16 protein-coding genes are annotated in these 19,080 nt (G+C 62.4%); 12 read left to right on the forward strand and 4 right to left on the reverse strand.

Translation table 11 applies throughout. The features are described from left to right. Window positions 1–86: 86 nt before the first annotated feature. Window positions 87–1,094 carry a LysR family transcriptional regulator gene (locus A3AS_RS0101305; RefSeq protein WP_018315796.1) on the reverse strand — a complete coding sequence of 336 codons (1,008 nt, stop codon included), beginning with the start codon at window positions 1,092–1,094 and terminating at the stop codon, window positions 87–89. A gap of 233 nt (window positions 1,095–1,327) precedes the next feature. On the opposite strand from A3AS_RS0101305, the gene purU reads away from it, so the two are divergent. The 10 genes from purU (at window position 1,328) to A3AS_RS0101355 (ending at window position 12,815) form a co-directional block, all read left to right on the forward strand. Next, window positions 1,328–2,200, forward strand: a complete 873-nt coding sequence (gene purU / locus A3AS_RS0101310; protein ID WP_018315797.1) for a formyltetrahydrofolate deformylase — start codon at window positions 1,328–1,330, stop codon at window positions 2,198–2,200. 16 nt (window positions 2,201–2,216) lie between these two features. Then, on the forward strand, window positions 2,217–3,497 hold the full coding sequence (locus A3AS_RS0101315; protein ID WP_026201551.1) for a glycine cleavage system protein T: 1,281 nt from the start codon (window positions 2,217–2,219) through the stop codon (window positions 3,495–3,497). Between the two features lie 7 nt (window positions 3,498–3,504). Further along, complete coding sequence (locus tag A3AS_RS0101320) at window positions 3,505–4,413, forward strand: bifunctional 5,10-methylenetetrahydrofolate dehydrogenase/5,10-methenyltetrahydrofolate cyclohydrolase (protein WP_018315799.1); 909 nt, start codon at window positions 3,505–3,507, stop codon at window positions 4,411–4,413. Window positions 4,414–4,514: 101 nt separating this feature from the next. Beyond that, window positions 4,515–5,885 carry an MFS transporter gene (locus A3AS_RS0101325; RefSeq protein WP_018315800.1) on the forward strand — a complete coding sequence of 457 codons (1,371 nt, stop codon included), beginning with the start codon at window positions 4,515–4,517 and terminating at the stop codon, window positions 5,883–5,885. Between the two features lie 485 nt (window positions 5,886–6,370). Next, window positions 6,371–7,876 carry a CHASE3 domain-containing protein gene (locus tag A3AS_RS0101330; RefSeq protein ID WP_198293672.1) on the forward strand — a complete coding sequence of 502 codons (1,506 nt, stop codon included), beginning with the start codon at window positions 6,371–6,373 and terminating at the stop codon, window positions 7,874–7,876. A 616-nt stretch (window positions 7,877–8,492) separates the two neighbouring features. Beyond that, window positions 8,493–9,005 carry a phasin family protein gene (locus tag A3AS_RS0101335; protein WP_018315802.1) on the forward strand — a complete coding sequence of 171 codons (513 nt, stop codon included), beginning with the start codon at window positions 8,493–8,495 and terminating at the stop codon, window positions 9,003–9,005. A 159-nt stretch (window positions 9,006–9,164) separates the two neighbouring features. Then, window positions 9,165–10,124: an alpha/beta fold hydrolase gene (locus A3AS_RS0101340; protein WP_049814766.1), complete on the forward strand. Its 960-nt coding sequence runs from the start codon at window positions 9,165–9,167 to the stop codon at window positions 10,122–10,124. A 251-nt stretch (window positions 10,125–10,375) separates the two neighbouring features. Continuing rightward, a complete protein-coding gene (locus A3AS_RS0101345; protein ID WP_018315804.1) occupies window positions 10,376–11,332 on the forward strand; it encodes an ABC transporter substrate-binding protein in 957 nt (318 codons plus the stop codon). Window positions 11,333–11,607: 275 nt separating this feature from the next. After that, the gene (locus A3AS_RS0101350) at window positions 11,608–11,994 is read left to right on the forward strand and encodes a hypothetical protein (RefSeq protein ID WP_018315805.1); all 387 of its coding nucleotides are present in this window, start codon (window positions 11,608–11,610) and stop codon (window positions 11,992–11,994) included. A 152-nt stretch (window positions 11,995–12,146) separates the two neighbouring features. Then, window positions 12,147–12,815, forward strand: a complete 669-nt coding sequence (locus A3AS_RS0101355) for a CPBP family intramembrane glutamic endopeptidase (RefSeq protein ID WP_018315806.1) — start codon at window positions 12,147–12,149, stop codon at window positions 12,813–12,815. 213 nt (window positions 12,816–13,028) lie between these two features. Here A3AS_RS0101355 and A3AS_RS0101360 read toward each other — a convergent pair whose 3' ends face one another. The 3 genes from A3AS_RS0101360 to A3AS_RS0101370 are packed head-to-tail and all read right to left on the reverse strand — an operon-like array spanning window position 13,029 to window position 16,486. Further along, on the reverse strand, window positions 13,029–13,613 hold the full coding sequence (locus A3AS_RS0101360) for a DUF1254 domain-containing protein (RefSeq protein WP_018315807.1): 585 nt from the start codon (window positions 13,611–13,613) through the stop codon (window positions 13,029–13,031). Beyond that, entirely contained in the window at window positions 13,610–14,188 is a 579-nt protein-coding gene (locus A3AS_RS0101365) for a DUF1214 domain-containing protein (protein ID WP_018315808.1), read from the reverse strand. Before A3AS_RS0101365 ends, A3AS_RS0101360 begins: the two co-directional genes overlap by 4 nt. Window positions 14,189–14,197: 9 nt before the next feature. Beyond that, window positions 14,198–16,486, reverse strand: coding sequence for a transglycosylase domain-containing protein (locus A3AS_RS0101370; RefSeq protein WP_018315809.1), 2,289 nt, complete (start codon window positions 16,484–16,486; stop codon window positions 14,198–14,200). A 294-nt stretch (window positions 16,487–16,780) separates the two neighbouring features. On the opposite strand from A3AS_RS0101370, the gene A3AS_RS0101375 reads away from it, so the two are divergent. Together A3AS_RS0101375 and A3AS_RS0101380 are read left to right on the forward strand one after the other, a co-directional pair. Then, the gene (locus A3AS_RS0101375; RefSeq protein WP_018315810.1) at window positions 16,781–17,296 is read left to right on the forward strand and encodes a YcgN family cysteine cluster protein; all 516 of its coding nucleotides are present in this window, start codon (window positions 16,781–16,783) and stop codon (window positions 17,294–17,296) included. 163 nt (window positions 17,297–17,459) lie between these two features. Next, window positions 17,460–19,043, forward strand: coding sequence for an MDR family MFS transporter (locus A3AS_RS0101380; RefSeq protein ID WP_026201554.1), 1,584 nt, complete (start codon window positions 17,460–17,462; stop codon window positions 19,041–19,043). Window positions 19,044–19,080 lie beyond the last annotated feature (37 nt).

A 19,080-nucleotide genomic window follows, 5' to 3' on the forward strand; every position in this document is an offset into this window, starting at 1 on the left:
CGCGTTCACTACATTTTCCCCGCTGATGTAGCCGGTACGCGCGGACTGGTGCGGTTTCCTCCAAATGGTGAACTCTTCGTGACGCGTTACCGCCGCCGTGACGCGGTCGTTGTCGCAGACCGCCCGGCGATGGGTGCCGCGGCTTTGGCGCGCGACTTGGCATAATCGGCCGACATCGCCAGCGCGGGGTCGCGGTCCCGGAGCTCCTCGGCCACGATTGTTTGAAGCCAGCGCACGGCGGGTTCGTTGTCCATCCGCCTGTGCCAGTGCTGCTTCAACTCGATGAGAGGTATCGAGACCGGCGGGGGTAGCAGCTTCAGCCCGGCGTTCGCGTACCAGGCCCCGAGCGAGAACGGCACGGTGGAGATCATGTCGCTCGTCGCAATCAATTGCGGCACGCTCATGAAATGCGGCAGGTGCAGCACGACGCGGCGTTGCAGCTTGAGCTCGCGAACGCGCCTTTCGAAGATCTCCTGACTGCGCCCCTGCTGGTTTACGACGATATGGTCCGCGGCGAGAAACTGTTCGAGCGAGAGGGTGTCACCGATCGTTGGATGGTCCTTTCGGACGATGCTGGTGAAGGGATGATCGAACAGATCCTCCGTCACGATGTTCGGACCGACGAGGTCCGGAAAATAGCCTATCGCCAGATCGATCTCGCCGCTTTCGAGCGCGTCTTCCAGATCCTCGTGCGACGTCGGCAGGCACCGCAAGCTCGCTCCGGGAGCCATGCTGCGAATGCGTTGGAGGATCGGCGGGATGAAAATCAGGACGCCGATATCCGAGGTTGTGACCGTGAACACGCGGTCGCTGTCTTCCGGCACGAAACGCGGCTTGCGCAGTATCTGCTGATCGACGGTGGACAGCACCGTCCGCACGGCTTCGGCGATCGATTCCGCGAAGGGCGTTGGCCGCATGCCGCGGCCGGTCGAAAGAAACAGCGGATCGCCAAAGAAATCCCGCAGCTTGCGCAGACCGGTGCTGGCCATTGGCTGGCTCATTCCGAGCTCACGGGAGAGCGCCGACAGGTTCTGGGTGCGGAAGAGCCCGTCGAGCAGCAGAAGAAGGTTCAGGTCGAGCCGTCTGATATCCATCACATTGATAGCTTGTATTGAATAATACCGGATTTTCAATGACGGCTTTATGCGCGATGGTCTCCTGCAACGCCCGCAGGGCGACTTTGGGAGTGAAATCAAAGCCGTAGGTCGTCGGCCGCACAGGCTGGTCCGGTCCCCTTCCTCAGTCCGCCTCTCAACCTTTCCCACATCCGCTCACCCCGTCGGTGCGTCGGAGCACGACCGCGCGTGGCGCGAGGAATCGTCCGCAGATGCAGCCTGAACTTGCTGGAAGCTCTCAATACATCCTGACCCTGTCATGCCGCGATGTGCCCGGGATCGTGGCCGACGTTTCGCGCTGTCTGTTCGAGAACGGCGGCAACATCATCGAGGCGGCGCAGGTCGACGAGATCATGAGCGAACGCTTCTTCATGAGGGTCGGTGTCACACTGTCGGACGAGGGCGCGCAGAAGGCGCGAGCAGGCCTTGAGATCATCGCCCGAAGGTTCGGCATGGAGTGGAAGCTCCGATCCCAGGCCGAACGCAAGCGCGTGCTCCTGTTCGTCTCCAAATTCGATCACTGCCTGGGCGATCTCCTCTATCGCCACAGGCTCGGCGAGCTCCAGATGGACGTCGTCGGGATCGTTTCCAACCATCCGCGTTCGGCCCTTGCCGTGAGCCTCGTCGGCGACATCCCTTTCCATCACCTTCCGGTTACGAAGGAAACGAAGATGGAGCAGGAAGCGCAGATCAAGGCGCTTGTCGCGACGACGAATGCCGATCTCGTCGTTCTCGCGCGTTACATGCAGATCCTCTCGGACGATCTCTCGCGCCATCTCCATGGCCGTTGCATCAACATCCACCACAGCTTCCTGCCGGGGTTCAAGGGCGCAAAACCCTATCACCAGGCGCACGCGCGCGGCGTGAAGCTCATCGGAGCGACCGCGCACTTCGCGACGAGCGATCTGGACGAAGGTCCGATCATCGAACAGGACGTCGAGCGCGTCAGCCACCGCGATACGCCGGACGATCTGGTCCGGAAGGGGCGCGACATCGAACGGCGCGTTCTCTCGCGCGCGGTCCATCTCTTCCTCGAGGACCGCGTCATCATCAACGGCGATCGAACGATCGTCTTCTCCAATTGAGAAACGGAGCACGACAATGTTGACCCCCAAGGGTATGCGCAAGACCCCCGAAGGCTATTTCACCTCGCGTTGGGGCCTTCCCGAATACACCGACTGGATCGACGAGAGCATGTCGTGGAAGGAGACCTGCGCCATCGGCGACTGGTCGTTCCTCTGGGAGCGGCGCTTCAAGGGACCCGATGCCCTGAAGCTTTTCTCGGATACCTCCGTCAACAGCTTCCAGAAGTTCGACATCCGTCAGTCCAAGCACGTCGTCCATACGACAAAGCAGGGAAAAGTCATCGCCGAGGGCATCCTCACGCGGTTGTCCGAAGACGAGTTCATGTTGTTCGGGCGCGGCACATTCTGGGTCGACTACATCCGCCGGCACGGCGACTACAAGGTGACGTCCGCAGCCGATGACTGGTTCAATTTCCAGGTCCAGGGGCCGACATCGCTCGCGCTCCTTGAAAAGGTCGCGAAGCAATCGCTGCGAGACGTCAAGTTCATGCATTCGGGCGAGATCGAGATTGCCGGCTGCAAGATGCTCGCGCTGCGGCAGGGCATGTCCGGCGAGATCGGCTTCGAGCTTCAGGGGCCGATGGGGCAGGCGGCGGCCGTCTACGACGCCATCGTCGCTGCCGGCCAGGAGTTCGGCCTGCGCCGGATCGGCGGCCGCGCGATCTTCATCAACCATCTCGAGGCCTGCTTCCCGACCATCGTCACCGACTACATGCCCGCGATCTTCGACGAGGACATGAAGGAGTATCAGGATGAGTTCCGCGCAGCGATGCCGGGGTTCGCCTCGACCTTCAACATCGCAGGCAGCTTCCAATCGGACGACGTCCGCGACTGGTACCGGAGCCCGGTCGAGCTGGGCTGGGCCAAGAACATCAAGTTCGATCATGACTTCATCGGACGCGCGGCGCTCGAGGACGAAGTTGCCCATCCAAAGCGCGTGATCCGCACGCTCGTCTGGAACGGAGACGACGTGGCCGACGTGCACGCCTCCCTCTTTCAGAAGGAGCATGAGCCGTACCAGTACATGGAGATGCCTCGCGACCAGCGCGGCTTCATGTACGCCGACCGCGTGCTGAGTGGCGGAAAGGACGTCGGCGTGACGACGTCGCGGGGATATAGCTACTTCTTCCGCGAAATGTTGTCGCTCTGCACCATCGACGTCGATCGTTCCGAGATTGGCAATGAGGTCGTCGTGGTCTGGGGCGAGCCCGGACGTCGGCAAAAGCAGATCCGCGCCAAGGTGGCGCCGGCGCCCTACAAGAAGGACAACCGGCGCGCTGATCTCTCCAAGGTCTGACCCGCCCATGTCCGCGCGCATCATCGATGGAAGGGCGCTCGCTGCCGAGGTTCGGAATGAAGTGGCCAAAGGCGTCGCCGCCCTGGTTGCCGGCGGCGCGGCGGTCCCGGAGTTGGCCGTCGTGCTGATCGGCGACGACCCCGCCAGCCACGTCTATGTCTCGAACAAGGTGCGGCAGACCGAAGCTGTTGGCATGCGATCACGCCGGTTCGTGCTCGCTGCGGACACGCCGGAGCGACTGTTGCTCGACCTGATCGAGCAGTTGAACCGCGATCCCGCGGTGAGCGGGATATTGGTTCAGTTTCCGTTGCCCTCGCAGATCGATGCCGCACGCGTCGTGACGGCTATCCGGCCCGACAAGGATGTCGATGGATTCAACCCGTTGAACGTGGGGCGGACGGCCGCCGGAATGGAAGGTGCCCTGGTTCCGTGCACGCCTCTAGGCATCCTGCGTTTGATCAAATCGGTGCACGACGACATCACCGGCTTCGGAGCACTGGTCGTCGGAGCATCGAACGTCGTGGGCCGGCCGATGGCGCGGTTGCTGTTGCAAGAGATGTGCACGGTCTCCATCGCGCACGTTCGGACCACCGATCTGGAACGGCGCTGCAGGGAAGCCGACATCCTCGTTGTCGCAACCGGCGTTCCGGGCCTGATCCGCGGTCATTTCATCAAGCCGGGCGCAACGGTCATCGACGTCGGCATCACTCGCATCAAGTCCGGTTCAGGAGCCGAGAAGCTTGTCGGCGATGTCGCTTTCGACGAGGCAATTGAGGTCGCCGGCGCGATCACGCCCGTCCCGGGTGGCGTCGGGCCGATGACCATCGCGTGTCTGCTCGCCAACACGTTGGCCGCGGCCCGAATGGAAGCCGCCCGGTCGAAGGCGAATGAGGCGGACGTGACGACGGCTGCCTGACTGCAACCGCGGACGAACGTGCCTGGCGAGAATCGGGCGGCCGAGTTGCGGCCGCCCGAGCACAGATATTCGAAAGCGTTTACAAAAGGGGGAGAACGAACATGACGACACAGGTCCTGGACACACCGCAGCAGCGGGTTATCGACATCGGTTCGCTCGCAGAGGAGGGGACGTGGAACGCCTCGCGAAAGCAGGTGCTGCTCCTCTGCGCTCTCGCCATCGTCCTCGATGGTCTGGACAATCAAATTCTCGGCTTCGCCATACCATCGATGATCAAGGAGTGGAGCGTCACGCGCAGCGATTTCGCTCCGGCCCTCGCGTTGGGCTTCGTGGGCATGACGATCGGCACGCCGATCGGGGGCGTCGTCGGCGACTGGCTCGGACGCAAGGTTGCCCTCATCGCATCCGTCTTCCTGTTTGGTGCGGCGACCTTCGCGATTGCGGTCGCTCATGGCGTCGGCGAGGTCGGCCTGTATCGTTTCCTGGCGGGCCTTGGGCTTGGCGGTGCCCTTCCGGCGGCGACCGCGTTGATCGCGGAATTCACGCCTAGGCGAAATCGCAGTCTTTCCGTGATGCTGGGCATTGTCTGCATCCCCATCGGAGGCATGATTGGTGGCCTGATCGCCGCTCAGCTGCAGCCCGAATATGGTTGGCGCATGCTCTTCGTGGTCAGCGGCGTGTTGCCGGTGATCGTCGCCGCGATCCTGATGTTTGCACTGCCGGAATCGCCGCAATATCTGTTGGCGCGTGGCGCCGACATGGAAAGGGTGGCGAAATCCGTTCGGATCCTGGACGAGGCCGCTGCCGCTTCCAAAGCCTTCATCGACCGGCGCGACGTCGGTGTCGAACGTGCTTCGCTCACCGCATTATTCACCGCCGGATTTCGTCGTACGACGACGGCGCTCTGGATCGCGTTCTTCTTCTGTTTGTTGCCGGTCTACGTCCTCTACGCGTGGGCTCCCACTCTCTTGACCGGCAAGGGTTTTGACGTGCAGACGGCGAGCTTCGGTCTGGCACTGTTCAACTTCGGGGGCGTCGGTGGCTGCATCGTCACCGGTTGGGCGATCGGCAGGTATGGGACGCGCGTTGCGATCCTGACTGTTGCCGGCGCAGCGATCATCGGCGCGATGATCCTGGCATCGATACCGCTATCGACCGAAACCCAGCCGTTGCTCATGGCTCTCTTGTGCATCGAAGGCTTCTGTCTGCTCGGCGCGCAGGGCTCTCTCTATGCGCTGGCGGCCCACATCTATCCGACCAACGTCCGGTCGACCGGTGTCGGTGCGGCAGCCGGCTTCGGCCGGGCGGGGGCCATTGTCAGCGCGTATGTCGGCACATTCGCACTGAACTATGGTGCGACCGTGTTCTTCGCCGTCATCGCTTTCTGCGTCGCGATTACGTTCATCGCGGTGGCGGTCATCGATATGCATCAGGCGGCGATGAGAGCCGAAACGGCGAGTTCCGGCATCTGAGGGAGATGCCCCTGCTACTGTGCATGGGGTTGTTTTCTCGCTTTTGTTTTGCGAACGCCTAAACAGCCCCGCTCAGCGCCGGCCGTGCGGGGCCTCGGCCTTGACCCGCGTTGACGAAGTAATCGAATAGAAGAGGATTTGCCGCGATGCCGAGCTCGGAATTGGCCCGTGGCTGCCGTTACCCCCCAGAGCAACGAACGCCTGCTTCCGACAGGTGACCCGACCAAGCTCATGCTGGCCGGCTAGGCAGCGCCGCACGAAACTTCTCGATGAAGCCGTCGAATTCCTTCTGCAAGGCAGGAGAAGCGACGGCTTTCTTCGGCGCCTGGGCGACGCCCGACGAGACACACTGACTGCGCTCCACTCCGGAGGCTGCGCCGCTTTGCCCCGTCCCGGTCCCATACCAATTCTTGCGAATGCCATCGCTTGGGAGCAAGCTTGAGCTAGCTGTCTGGTCGGTCGCGGACTTCGGCCTTGAGGGTCAAGTGCCCCAGTTTTCGAGTTTACTGATTTTGCACAAATTGATGGCGGCATTTGCCGCCGTGGTAGCGGTCATATTCGTGAGCGGCGCAATAGTCTACGACAGACTTAGCCTGATCGAAGAGGCCAAAAACCGGCGGGTCCATACCACTGACGTGTTGGACACGTTAGAGGCGGCAGTAGCCGCAGCGCTGGATCAACAAACTAGTTTACGCGGCTATTTGATCAGCGGCGACGAGAAGTTCTTGGACCCGTACCGCAGAGGCGGCGCCGACTTCAGCGCGGCAATCCGAAAATTAAAAGAACAGACTTCGGATAACCCAGACCAGCAAGGTCGTCTAGATGAATTGAACAAGCTGGCGATGACTTGGCGCGTCGAGACCGCTGAGCGGGAGATCGCGCTGATGGCGCATCCCACGACTCGGGAGCAGGCGCGCACGTTGGAGGGGGCGACCGGCAAAGCTGCCATGGACGCAATCCGCGCCAAGGCGAGCGAAATCGAGCAGGTTGAGCGCGATCTGTTGGCAAGGCGTGACGCCGTCCAGAAGTTGGCATACGCTACTGCATATACGGCAACCGTGATGGGCGCCGCAGCCTCGCTCATGATCGCAGTGTTGATGGGCATACTACTCACACGCGCGATCGCGCGGCCGATCACAGGCATGACCGGGGCTATGGCGGCGCTTGCCAAGGGAGACACGAGCATCGACGTGCCTGGAATTGATCGGCGTGACGAAATCGGCGCAATGGCGGCCGCGGTAAATGTTTTCAAGAAAGGCATTATCGAACGCCAGAAGACACAGGTCGAGCTCGCTCATGTCAGTCGCGTAGCCACAATGGGGCAGCTGACGGCCTCGATTGCCCATGAGATCAATCAGCCGATCTCGGCTGCGCTTACTAACGCCGACGCCGCCTTGAACTGGCTCGCCGCGAACCCACCAAACCTGGACAAGGGCCGCGAGTCCCTCCACCACATTGTCACAGATTGCCAACGAGCCGGCGACATCGTCCACCGGATCCGTGCTATGGTCAGGAAAGCGCCGTTGCCCAAAAGTCGGCTCGACGTCAACGCAGCCGTTCTGGACGTCATCGCCATGGTCCGGAGCGAGGCGGTGAGGCATGGAATCTCGGTACAGATACAACTCGCTGAGGACCTGCCGCAAATCGAAGGTGAGCGCATTCAGCTGCAGCAGGTGCTCCTTAATCTGATCCTCAACGCCGTGGAAGCCATGAACAGCCTTGAGGATGGCAAGCGGGAGTTGCAGATCAGTACCGAAAGGGATGTTGCAGGCGGCGTGCTCGTCGCTGTACGGGATTCAGGCCCGGGGCTCGAGCCGACGAATGCGGAACGTGTTTTCGACGCGTTTTACACGACCAAGTCCAACGGCCTAGGCATGGGGCTTGCCATCTGTCGGTCGATCATTGCGGCTCATGGCGGACGATTGTGGGTCACCCTGAATACACCGCGGGGCGCCGTCTTCCAGTTTACCCTCGCTCCCCTTCATGACTAGGCCACTTGGCCTTATTGCAAGGGCGCTCAGGTTGTCCTCGAGCACGTCGCCGAGCTTCCGGATCAGCTTGCCGCCTCTATCCGCCAGCGCGGCGCGCCATGTGCCTGCGGGATGAAGTCACCTTTCAGGCCTTCAACTCGAAAGGGGCCGCAGATTTTTCGAGAGATCGAGAACCTTTGAGCGCCCATGCTCGATTGGTCAAGGCGACGCCTCCGCCCGATCTGAAGCTACCGGAACCAACAATGTCCTCCGGACGATCTCGCAAAGCCAGCGATGCGGCCCATCAATGGCCGCAATCGATGCTGCTCTCCGAAGGTTCGATACGAGGAGGCCTCGCGATCAAGGCATGAATGTTTGCGTAGTCGCCGCAAAGCACAACGGTCGGAAAGCTGATTGTTCTCAGGCCGAGGCCCATTGAGCATAGTCTGGAAGATCGCCAGCTAGACGTTTGTTGGTTGGAGTTGCTACCTGAAATCAACGCCCACGTCGCAGAACCTGCGTGTCTCAGTTCATGCGGAACTCCAACAATTCGCGGGTTTGGAACGCCACATCACAAAGCCTGTTGTCCGTTCAGAAATGACTGTGTGGTCGCCCCCCATATTCTTTGGAGCGTCAGATGAGCAAACGCAAACCGCCACCAGCGTCAAAGCGCGCCCCCAATCCGAAAACGGCCGCGCGGGCCCAACGGAACAAGCAGGCCATTGTTAAAAGCTCGAAAGAGAACGGACCTCGCTCTGTTGCGGCAACCTCGATTGAACCACCTCTTAAGCTTCATAACGATCCTAGACCCGAGGTTCCTGTCATTGAGTCTCGGGTGGATGCCCTGCCAAATGACCTCAGTCGGAGAATGATTAATAGCGATCCAATGAAAGGCTTTGCCTTAGCCACGGCAAACATGCAGGCGTACCAAGCAAAGCTTCTTGAGATAGCTCAGGCCAACGTGCAATTTGCTTTCGATTTCGGCCTGAGACTTGCGACGATCAGGTCACCAGCTGAATTTTTCCCCGTCATTATGGAGTTTACAACCAGACGGGTCGATATGTTCGGGCAGCATTCGAAAGAATTGGCGGCATATCCGTTCTGGCGCATCGAGCCGCTCCGAGAGCTCACGGCTCTGCCGGGACGATAACTGCAAGCCGTGCCCGCTGCGGCAAAGGATGGACGCAACGCGGATCACGCACGGGGCGATCACGGTTCTTTTGGCTAGAAGGGAGCGGAATCAGCAGCCCTTAGAGGGCGCGATGCCGCCAATCCGAGGGACCCGCGATCGGGAATGGAGGTTGACACCATGTCGACAACTGAAGCCGTTCTGCTGATCGTTTTGGCAGGACTTGTCGTTCTGATCCTCTGCAACATCACGTTTCAGGTGACAGCGGAGCGAAGGAATCCGCCTATCGGCGTCTTCACCGTGTGCGACGGAGTGCGCATTCACTATATCGAACGGGGCGATGCCGCAGCGCCTTGCGTGGTCCTGCTCCACGGAAATGGCACCATGGTTCAGGATCTCGTCCTCAGCGGGTTGGTCGACCGCCTGGCCCGCAACTATCGCGTTGTTTGCTTCGACCGGCCAGGGTTTGGCTACAGCGACCGTCCGCGCACGCGCATCTGGACGCCCACAACGCAAGCTTCCTTGTTCGCGAAGGCCCTTGATCAGCTCGGAGTGCGCAATCCCGTGGTGCTCGGCCACTCCTGGGGAACGCTGGTGGCAATCGCGCTGGCGCTGAGAAGCGGTTATGCCGTGAGCGGGCTGGTGCTTGTGTCCGGCTACTATTTTCCAACCTCTCGGATGGACTTTTGGCTCATGTCAGGTCCGGCACTGCCGCTGCTGGGCGATCTTATGCGCTACACGATCTCGCCGATCATATCGTGGGCTATCGCGCCGAAGCTGATGCGCACGCTGTTCGCGCCGCGTGCCATTCCGCCGGAATTCAAGAATGAATTTCCGATCTCGTTGGCTCTCCGGCCCAAGCAGTTGAGGGCGGCAGCCGAGGAGAGCGCGTTCCTTATTCCCGCTGCTGCGCAATTGCAGCTTCAGTATCAGGGTATCCGGTGTCCCGTCAGGATCGTGCATGGGAAGAGTGACCGGCTCATCGAGGCCGACCAGTCGCGCCGCCTGCACGAGGCGTTGCCCCGCTCAGTGCTACACTTGGTGGAGGATGCCGGTCACATGGTTACCTATGCAGATTCGCCGGGAATAGCGGATGCCGTGGCGACGCTGGCGCTCACCGCGCCGCTGAGGACCGCATAGCGTATCCTGTTGCAATGCGGGCGTCCCGGAAGTGGCCCTCAACCGCACAAGGCTGAGGCCATTGTGGTGTCGGCTATCCGCGGCAGACCGGACGCGGGGCCATGCCCACTTCGAACTGGTGACCCACACCAGACATCACCAACGTTTCAATCCACCATTTCAACGGCTATGATGGCAAGCGCGCGCGCTGCCGAAATTGGAAATGCACCATCAGAGCGATCATGAGTGGGCGCCGGTGTTTTATAGCTTTAATGGGAGCGGCCATCGTCGTCGCGCCGCTCTCGACACGCGCGCAACAGCCGGCCACACCGGTCATTGGATTCCTCAACAACTTGTCGCCTGGTGCGATCGCCCGCCCCGTAGCCGCGTTCCGCGAGGGCCTGAAGGAAGCCGGCTTTATCGAAGGCCACAACCTCGTGATCGAATATCGGTGGGCCGAGAATCACAATGATCGTTTGCCCGCGCTGGCTGCCGATCTGGTCCGGCGCCAGGTTGCGGTGGTTGTTGCGACCGGCGGTGGCGCCTCGGCGCTAGCCGCGAAGGCTGCGACCACCACAATTCCGACCGTGTTTTCCTCAGCCACTGATCCTGTCGAGCTGGGCCTCGTTGTCAGCCTAAACCGACCCGGCGGAAACGCCACCGGCGTTTATGTGATGACCAACTCTTTGGAAGCCAAGCGGCTGGGCCTGCTGCACGAACTGGTGCCAAACGCCGCGACCATCGCCATGCTGGTCAATCCGGGCACTCCCGGCGCCGACAGCCAGTTGACGGAAGCAAAGACGGCTGCGCAAACCCTCGCGCGGGAGATTCACGTTCTAAGGGCACACAACGAGCCGGAGCTCGACAGGGCCTTCGCGATCCTGGCCGAGCACCATACCGACGCTCTCCTCGTCGCGGCCGATCCGTTCTTCAACGCTCACCGCCAGCAGATCGTCACAATGGCAGCACGCTACGCCGTTCCCGCAATTTACGAGTTCCGGGAGTTTGTGGTGGCCGGCGGCCTGATGAGCTACGGGATCAGCCTGGCCGACGCGTACCGGCAGATTGGACTTTATACCGGCAAAATTCTTCAGGGCGCCAAGGCCGCTGACTTGCCGGTTATGCAGCCGACCAAATTCGAATTGGTCATCAATCTCAAGGCCGCGAAGGCGCTGGGCATCACTGTCCCGCCGATGCTGCTCGCCCGCGCCGACGAGGTGATCGATTAGGGGAGTTGTTGCTGCGGTGCACGAGTCAGCTTGTGGCCGTTGCTGATCTCAGCCCAGAGCTGCGTCGATGTCCGCTTCATAGAGGTGACCCGACCAAGGTCTTCTGGCTGCCGAAGGCAGCCTTTGACCCAGAGGAGACGTGACATCGGAGGCAAATCTGCGTCGGCTCGGCGCACTGGTACACCCAAGCGATCGATACACTTCGAACGAGATCTTTAAATCCGCCGAAGCTGATTTTCGCATAGACGTTGAGTATACCATCTTCAGGGTTCTCGATGTTCATAAGATTTGTTGTAATCGAAATCGACAGCAATTCGCAGCAGCGGCAAGGTCTATTTCGGGCCGTACAAACTCTTGAGGAATCGGGCGCGCTGAACGCTGAGGATGCGGAACACCTCAATGCGATCTTCGGCTGGTTTGACGAGCATCTGCGCGAGCCAGAGCGTTTGGCAATTTCTTCTCGCCATCATGGAAGAGCACAAGCACTAAGTTGGTTCAAAGACACCGCCACCGATCACATCGCAAAAATGCGACAATTAGCGAAAGTGCTTGTGCGCTACGGCGTGCCAGTCGAGATGATTAAAGCTAAGCGATTAGGGTACATTCTGTACGAGGATGAGTTTCAGGTGGCAGCGTTCCCATTTAACGACACGCCAACTTAGTCCGAGACGGCGAAGGGCCTTCGATGTCGCCTAGCGGACGTTCACGGTGACGCCGCCGGAGGGCCGCTTTTGACCCTAAGCGGTCATCAGGGAACATGGACGCTTCGTTCCAACTGTCCTAGGTTCAAGTCTAAGGCAATCTACAGGCGAGCATGGAAGAACACTCCTTCGTCGTGTCTAAAGAGCGTGGGAACAATCGCTCCGATACGCGCCCGTTGATTTGGTGGTTCGTCCTGGCCCTTATAGCGCTAGTTGCGTCGCAAGTTATGCGACTGCATCAACATCAAGCGGCAAGTTGGCTTCTCTGGGACTATGCGGGTCGGATCATTGCACTCACCGTTTTGGCGACGGTCCCTTCTGCGCGTGTCGCAGCCTTCCGATCAGATAAACGTCAAATTTCCCTTTTTGAGATCATCGCCTGGATTGTCGGAATTTGCTTGTTAGCCCGTTTTGGCCAGTGGCCGCGACAGCTCCTCAATGCAGCATTCCCCGCAACTGTGCTCGGTGCATATCCGCAGCCGACTGGATGGCTAAACGCACTCGATCTTGTTTTTGGCCTAGCGCTGGTCGCTGGCAGCGAAGAGATCATATTCCGCCAATACATCCGGCAAGCATTCCAGCCGTTTGTCGGTAACGGCATGTTCGCCGTCCTGACCACGTCAATTCTATTCGGCGCCTATCATTGGTGGGCCGGGCTCGGCAATGTTCTTCTCGCCACGGTAATAGGCGTTTTCCTCATGCTAATGCTGCGGCGGTCGGGTGCGCTATGGCCGGTGGCATTCGCGCATTACTTGGTAGATTTGATCGTTTTCGCGCAGTGATCCATGCGGGGGGCGGAAAGTCTTATGACCGCTAATGGCCCAAAAGCGAAGTTCAGTGGCGGCCACTTTCGCGGCGCTGTTGGACACTGAGCCGATATTGGGGCGCCGGGCGTGCGTAGGAGTTCACGCACAAGCCCGATGATCTCAACGTCCCTACTGTGCATGGGGTTGTTTTTCAGATTTTTGTTTTGAGGGCCGCCGAACCAGCCGCGCTCAGCGCCGGCCGCGGGGGGCCTCGGCCTTGGCGGGCTGTTCGGTCTGCGGGCCGCAACTCGCGGCTGCAAGAGTTGCCTGCGCCTGCTGCATCAGGCCGGGCTCGGGGGCGAGCGCTTTCATCACGATCAGGCCGGTGGTGCTGGGGGAGTCGATGATCAGGCGGTCGGCCGCAGTGACCTCTTCGTCCTCGGGCAGCTCGTTGTGCTGCGCTTCCGTCATCAAATCGAGCTCGATCACCTTGCGGCCCGCCGAGCGGTCGTTGATGGCGTAATAGGCGATCTCGTTGCGGGTGTAGAACGACACCGAGGTGTAGGCCTGGCTCACCGGCACCGTCAGCTTGATCGGTCCGCTTGTGAGATCGTAGCGGCAGATCGCCAGCGCAAAGGCCGGGTCCATGAACGGCATCGGTGAAGTGTTGGGATCGGCGAGGGGAAGCTGGCTGACGCCGTTGAGCTTGGTCATCGGCGTTAGTCGCGAATAGGCATCCTGCGTCGCGATCCGCGGCAGCGCCAGCACGCTGACGAGGTGGACCACGAGGCCCAGCACCACGCCGGCAACGACGGTGAACAAGAGGCGGATCATGAGCAGCCCACCGTCGAAATCGTCGGCATCGGCGCATCGCGCTGGGTGCGCGTCGCAACGCCGACCGGGGTGTCGTAGAGGCGCAGCATCAGCGCGTAGCGTTCGATGCCGCCGGTCGGCAGCCAGTTGCCGGCGCGCGAGCGCGAGGCGATGCGGATCTCGAACGAGCCGTCGGACTGGCGCACGATCTCCTGGCTGGTGAAGCCGTAGCGGGCCAGCGAGTTGGCGACGAGGTGGCCTTTGCGGTCGTACAGCGTCAGCGTCCAGAACCGCGCCGGCGGCGTCACGCCGGAGACGATCACGTCGCAGCGGCCGTCGAGCGCCTTTTTCTTGTCGTCGGTGGTCGCGGTGAAGGCGACGCCGTCGCCGGTGCCGATCGGCAGCTCGCCGTTGCGCACGATGGTGGCGCGCGAATAGGGATCGACGTCGGCGGTGCCGGTGCGCGGCCGCGCGGTCCAGGCGCCGATGGTCAGCGCGCCGATCTCGGTGCCGCGCGTCGTCGTCATCCAGGTTGCGCCGAGGCCCACCACCGTCGCGAGCAGAAGGGCCGTCAATGTGATCAGGATCAGCCGCACTTGTTTCGATCAGTTCTTGCGCGGGGCGGAGGCGTTGGCATTCTCTTCCGCATAGTTCTGCGGGAAGGCGAGCGCGCTCGTCGCCGAGGGCGGCCTGGCCGCCTTGGTGTCGGCATCCGCCGATTTCTTTGCCGTCTTGGCGGCGTCATCCAGCAGCTTCTCGACGCGCACCAAAATGTCGGCGCCGCGCTTGGTCAGCACCGGCGGCGGACCCGGCTTGGTCTCCAGCACCTTCGGCGCCGCGTTGGCCTGCGCGTTGCTCACATGCTGCGGCGGCAGCTTCTGGCCCATGCCGATGCCGGGGATCTCCCGGACCTCGACGCCCTGATGCGCCGCGAGCATGATGTCGTGCCAGGTCTGCGCCGGCAGCGAGCCGCCGGTCATGCGGTTGGTCGGCGAGTAGTCGTCGTTGCCGTACCAGACCGCGCAGGTGAAATTGCCGGTGTAGCCGACGAACCAGGCGTCGCGATACGCATTGGTCGTGCCGGTCTTGCCCGCCGTCGGAATGCCGTCGAGCGCGGCGCGGCGCGCGGTGCCTTCGCTGACGACGTGGCTCATCATGCCCGCCATGTCGGCGGCGACGGAGGCGGGGATCGCCTGCCGCGGCTTCGGGCCGTCGCGGTCCCAGCGCCAGACGAGGTCGCCGGCACCGGTGCGCACTTCGAGCACCGAATGCGGCGTCACCGCCTTGCCACGGTTGGGGAAGGTCGCGTAGGCGACGGCGTGCTCGAGCACGGTGACTTCGTCCGAGCCGATCGGCAGCGACGGCGTGTCGGGCAGCGGCGCCTTGAGGCCGAAGCGGCGCGCGACTTCGACGATCTTGGCGCGGCCGATCTTGGCCGGGTTGGGTGCCTTCGGCTGCTCCTTCTGGCCGATCGCGATCGACAGCTTCACCGGCACCACGTTGATCGAGCGCGTGATCGCCTGCGTCAGGGTCACCGAGCCGGAATAGGAATGGCCATAGTTCTGCGGGCACCAATTGCCGATGCAGACCGGGCCGTCGACCACGATCGAGTTCGGCGTAAAACCGTTCAGCAGCGCGGTAGTGTAGACGTAAGGCTTGAACGACGAGCCCGGCTGGCGGTAGGCGTCGGTGGCGCGGTTGAACTGGCTGGCGCCGTAGTCGCGGCCGCCGACCATGGCGCGGATGCCGCCGTCGAGGTCGGAGACCACGGTCGCGGCCTGCGTCGCGTGATAATCGCGGCCGAACTGGCGCAGCTGGTTCTCGACCGCGTCTTCCGCGGCCTTCTGCACGTTGGTGTCGATGGCGAGGCGCACCACGAAGACGCGCTCGGTGTAGGACTTCGGGAAAGTGTCGACCAGCTTGCGCATCTCGTCGAAGGCGTAGTCGAGATAGTAGTTCGGCGAAGCCTCGTCGCGGCGGTCGACCGCGAAGGCCGGGTTGCGGCGGGCGCCGAACACCTGGCCCTCGGTCATGAAGCCGGCATCGACGAGGTTGTCGAGCACGACGTTGGCGCGGGCGCGGGCGGCGGGCAGGTTGATGTGCGGTGCGTATTTCGTCGGGGCCTTGAACAGGCCGGCGAGCATTGCGGCTTCCGCCAAGGTCACGTCGCGCGCGGATTTGTTGAAGTAGAAATGCGCCGCGCCGTCGACGCCGAAGGTGCCGCCACCCATATAGGCGCGATCGAGATAGAGCTTGAGGATCTCGTTTTTGGTCAGGCGCCATTCCAGCCAGACCGCGAGGAAGGCCTCGTTGACCTTGCGCTCGATGGTGCGCTCGTTGCTGAGGAACAGGTTCTTGGCGAGCTGCTGGGTGATCGACGAGCCGCCCTGGCGGACGCCGCCGGCTTGCGCGTTGGTGACGAGCGCGCGCGCGGTGCCGGCGATATCGATGCCGAAATGCTCGTAGAAGCGGCGGTCCTCGGTCGCCAGCGTCGCTTTGATCAGCACGTCCGGAAAGTCTTCCAGCGGGATCGAGTCGTTGTGCTTGATGCCGCGGCTGCCGATCGGGTTGCCGTAGCGGTCGAGGAAGCTCACGGCGAGATCGGATTTCTTCAGCCAGTCCTCGTCCGCGGTCTCGCGGAAGGCGGGGATGGCGAGGGTGAGCATCACGACCAGGCCGCCGAGGCCGAGGGTGGCGGCCTCCGACAGCGGCTCGATGAACACCCAGCGCTTCCAGCGTCCGACATAGAAGCGGTCCATGAAGGTCGAGTAGCGCTCGTAGAGCTCGCGGATGCCCTTGGCCGAGGAGAACAGCGAGGAGTCGATGCGCGCATCAAGGTCCAGGAAGAAATTCCGGACCTTCTGCTTCCAATGCGGTGGTATGATCTGGCGCACCTAGAACCCTTGAGGCTTGGTTCGAAAGCGTTCAAGCACCCGGCCGGGGGCGGCATCGAGACGTCTTGAGGGAATGTTGCGGCAAACCCAAGGCGCCCGGCCAGCATCCGAGGGACTTGCTGTTCCTTCTAGCCGAGCGGGGCCCATAAACCAATGGTCAGGCTCGCGATTTTGAACAACAGGCCTAATTGACCCCGGGTCATTACGGGCCTCAAAGGCGCCTTGCTTGCACCACCCCGGCCGCACGCCCTAGATGGCTTGAGCCGTAGCTCTTTCGAACCTTTGTTGAGGCGCATGACCGCAGTTCCCAAACGACCTTCAGGCCAGGAGGGATTCTTCTGGAAAACCAAGACGTTGGAAGAGATGTCGGCGGGCGAATGGGAAAGCCTGTGCGATGGCTGCGGGCGCTGCTGCCTGAACAAGCTCGAGGACGAGGACACCGGGCAGATCTATTTCACCCATATCGGCTGCAAGCTGCTCGATGGGATGAGCTGTGCCTGCAAGGACTATCCGAATCGCTCCGACAAGGTTCCTGACTGCGTCCGCCTGACCCCGGCCAATGTCCGCACCCTGAACTGGCTGCCGCCGAGCTGCGGCTACAAGCTCGTCGCCGAAGGGCGCGATCTCTATTGGTGGCATCCGCTGGTCTCCGGTGATCCCAACACCGTGCATGACGCCGGCGTCTCCGTGCGCGGCCGGGTCGAAGGCAGCGAGGACGAGATCCCGGACGAGGAGCTCGAGGACCACATCGTGCAATGGCCGGCCCTGCTGCCGAAGCGGGCTCGCCTGAAGCGACGTCCGAAGGACTGAACCGCCGTCAGGTCTTGCGCGGCGATCACGTCTTCGGGATGGCCCGGGGGCGGGATGCACCCATGCGCCGCGGCGTCTGCCTGGGACAAACTTTGCTGTCTACATTGGGCTGCATAGAACGAATCCTTTGCGGCGTTGCGCCGCCCCACGACGTCCGAGCGAGATGAACAAGTTCGACCGGCAGAGCAGTTCTGCCGACATCCAGACTTTGCCTGACGATATCGCCGAGGAGCTGTCCCGGCTTCCGAGCGAAGTCATCAGCGTCGATGATGCGCCCTCCATCGCGCCGCCGGTGCCGCTGTCGCAGGACGAGGTCCGCACCATCGTCATCAGCCTGATGCTGACGATGTTCCTGGCGGCCCTCGACCAGACCATCGTGGCGACCGCGCTGCCGACCATCGGGCGCCAGTTCCAGGACGTATCCAATCTCTCCTGGGTCATCACCGCCTATCTGCTCGCCTCGACCGCAGTCGCGCCGGTGTTCGGCACGCTCAGCGACATCTACGGCCGCCGCGTCATGATCATCATCTCGCTCAGCCTGTTCGTGGCGGGCTCGGTGCTGTGCGCAGTCGCGCCGAACATGCCGATGCTGATTCTGGCGCGCGGCCTTCAGGGGCTCGGCGGCGGCGGCATCATGCCGGTCGTGCAGACCGTGATCTCGGACGTCGTCTCCCCGCGCGAGCGCGGCCAGTACCAGGCCTATTTCTCCAGCGTCTGGATGGTCGGCGGCATTTTGGGCCCGGTCATCGGCGGCGTGTTCGCCGAGCATCTGCACTGGTCGATGATCTTCTGGATCAACCTGCCGCTCGCGGCCGCGGCGATCGTGATGCTGCTGCCGAAGATGAAGAAGATCCCGGTGTTCCACCGTAAGCGCAAGGTCGACTGGCTCGGCGGCGTGCTCCTGATGGCCTCCGCCGTCGTCTTCATGCTGGTGCTGACCTGGGGCGGTTCGCGCTACCCCTGGCTGTCGCCGACCGTGCTGGCGATGGTGGGAGGCGCCGTCGCGCTCGCGGTCAGCTTCGTGTGGCACGCCCGGCGGGCCGACGAGCCGTTCCTGCCGCTGAAGCTGCTGACCGGATCGGTCGCGCCGTTCGCGCTGACCGCCGGCGGCTGCGGACTCGGGGCGATCACCGGCCTCACCGTGCAGCTGCCGCTGTATTACGAGTCGGTCTACCATTTGAGCGCAAGCGAGGCGGGTCTCGCGCTGATTCCGCTCGCGGCGGTCTCGACCGTCGGCGCGGCCGTCGCCGGCCGCACCATGGCCCGTGCCAAGCACTACAAGCGCGTCGCGATCATCGGCACCTCCTGGGCCGCGCTGTGCGGCCTCGGCCTCACGCTCACTACCCTGCCGCTGTGGGGCTTGCTGACGCTGATGGCGGCGTTCGCGCTCGGGCTCGGCACCACCTTCCCGGTGTGCGTGGTCTCGCTGCAGAACTCGGTGGCGCGCCCGCAGGTCGGCACCATCACCGGCGCGATGAACTTCTTCCGCTCGCTGATGTCCTCGTTCACGGTCGCCGCGTTCGCCGCGATCCTGCTGATCGCGCTCGGCATCGACGTGCCGCTCGCCGGCGAGCACCACGCCGCAGGCGCCGTCGCTATCCCCGCTGACGACATGCGCCACGCCTTCCGCTACGTGTTCGGCGCCGCCACCGCGCTGATGACCATCGCCGCGCTGTGCCTGATCGCGATGGAGGAGCGGCCGCTGGCCGGTCCCGCCACGGCGCCGCCGGTGGAGATGGCGGAGTAGGCGCCTAAGCGCGATGCGATGAGGATGAATCGTCATC

The organism is Bradyrhizobium sp. WSM2793 (assembly GCF_000379585.1).
Taxonomy (GTDB): domain Bacteria; phylum Pseudomonadota; class Alphaproteobacteria; order Rhizobiales; family Xanthobacteraceae; genus Bradyrhizobium.

What these genes read in the sequence shown, in the direction of transcription:
- A3AS_RS0101340 (WP_049814766.1), top strand. Translation starts at nt 9,165, where the DNA reads ATGTCGACAACTGAAGCCGTTCTGCTGATCGTTTTGGCAGGACTTGTC.
- A3AS_RS0101380 (WP_026201554.1), top strand. Translation starts at nt 17,460, where the DNA reads ATGAACAAGTTCGACCGGCAGAGCAGTTCTGCCGACATCCAGACTTTG.
- A3AS_RS0101375 (WP_018315810.1), top strand. Translation starts at nt 16,781, where the DNA reads ATGACCGCAGTTCCCAAACGACCTTCAGGCCAGGAGGGATTCTTCTGG.
- A3AS_RS0101350 (WP_018315805.1), top strand. Translation starts at nt 11,608, where the DNA reads ATGTTCATAAGATTTGTTGTAATCGAAATCGACAGCAATTCGCAGCAG.
- A3AS_RS0101325 (WP_018315800.1), top strand. Translation starts at nt 4,515, where the DNA reads ATGACGACACAGGTCCTGGACACACCGCAGCAGCGGGTTATCGACATC.
- A3AS_RS0101305 (WP_018315796.1), bottom strand. Translation starts at nt 1,094, where the DNA reads ATGGATATCAGACGGCTCGACCTGAACCTTCTTCTGCTGCTCGACGGG.
- A3AS_RS0101335 (WP_018315802.1), top strand. Translation starts at nt 8,493, where the DNA reads ATGAGCAAACGCAAACCGCCACCAGCGTCAAAGCGCGCCCCCAATCCG.
- purU (WP_018315797.1), top strand. Translation starts at nt 1,328, where the DNA reads ATGCAGCCTGAACTTGCTGGAAGCTCTCAATACATCCTGACCCTGTCA.
- A3AS_RS0101320 (WP_018315799.1), top strand. Translation starts at nt 3,505, where the DNA reads ATGTCCGCGCGCATCATCGATGGAAGGGCGCTCGCTGCCGAGGTTCGG.
- A3AS_RS0101360 (WP_018315807.1), bottom strand. Translation starts at nt 13,613, where the DNA reads ATGATCCGCCTCTTGTTCACCGTCGTTGCCGGCGTGGTGCTGGGCCTC.
- A3AS_RS0101315 (WP_026201551.1), top strand. Translation starts at nt 2,217, where the DNA reads ATGTTGACCCCCAAGGGTATGCGCAAGACCCCCGAAGGCTATTTCACC.
- A3AS_RS0101345 (WP_018315804.1), top strand. Translation starts at nt 10,376, where the DNA reads ATGGGAGCGGCCATCGTCGTCGCGCCGCTCTCGACACGCGCGCAACAG.
- A3AS_RS0101355 (WP_018315806.1), top strand. Translation starts at nt 12,147, where the DNA reads ATGGAAGAACACTCCTTCGTCGTGTCTAAAGAGCGTGGGAACAATCGC.